The 990-nt window shown below is 59.8% G+C and carries 1 protein-coding gene; it reads right to left on the bottom strand.

From position 1 onward, the window contains the following. Positions 1-46: 46 nt before the first annotated feature. Positions 47-565 (bottom strand): sigma-70 family RNA polymerase sigma factor, encoded by a 519-nt coding sequence (locus BFP90_RS00035; protein WP_065892898.1) that lies wholly within the window; start codon positions 563-565, stop codon positions 47-49. Positions 566-990: the final 425 nt, after the last annotated feature.

The following is a 990-nucleotide window of genomic DNA, read 5'->3' on the forward strand; positions in this document are numbered from 1 at the left end:
TCCAGCAGCGCCAGCCACTGGGCGGCGGCGCGGGCAACGTCGCGGTTCACAGGTTCACCAGCAGGCAGTGTTCATAGGCCTGGGCCATGTAGCGTTTTACCGTGCGCTCGCAGACGTTGAGGCGTGCAGCGATCTCCCGATAGCCCAGGCCTTCCAGTTGGCTCCACAGAAAAGCGCGGCGCACCTGCACCGGTAACCCCTCAAGCAGGTCGTCCAGGGCGTGCAAGGTTTCCAGCAACAACCAGCGTTGTTCCGGCGAAGGCACGCAAGCCTGCGGCAGGCTGGCCAAGGCATTCAGGTAAGCCTGCTCGAGGCTGCGCCGCTGATGGAAATTCACCAGCAGGCGTTTGCCGACGGTCACCAGATAGGCGCGCGGCTCCTGCATCTGCTCGATCGGCTGCGCGCTGGCAAGCACGCGCAGGAAGGTATCCTGGCTCAGGTCCGCGGCGTCCCAGGCATTGCCCAAACGCCGGCGCAGCCAGCTTTCCAGCCAGCTGTGATGGTCGCGGTACAGGCTCGACACGGTCGGTTCGGGGGCATGGGTCGGTACAACAGCATCATTCATGGCAAGCGACCTGCGCGGCGCGACTGAGTCTCAAATGAGATTCATTCTATTTAATGTTGCGTCGCTATACCATGATCTTTTCAACGCGACGTTTAACGTACAGACGATCTTCTTGCGCGTTGACCTCCCCTGTTACACACCATATAGTGTGCCCACAAACAGAACAGACCACTACATAGTGTGCAGTATCGGTATTTTCCGACCACACTCTGCGCAGTATTTCAATGCCTGAAGCCTGCAAACCGCCTATTTTTTGGACGGGTCCACACACCGTCAGAACAGATCTGGAAGGAGTATTTCAATGCTGAGTTGGGATGAAGTCGACAACGAAGACAGCGTTGCAGCGGTAGTCAGAGGCGCCAACGCCGGCCACGCCACCGAAGCCAACATGGACCGCCTCGACGGAGCCGGCGCCGCCGCCGCCA

The sequence above is a fragment of the Pseudomonas sp. 24 E 13 genome (genome assembly GCF_900004715.1).
GTDB lineage: Bacteria > Pseudomonadota > Gammaproteobacteria > Pseudomonadales > Pseudomonadaceae > Aquipseudomonas > Aquipseudomonas orientalis_A.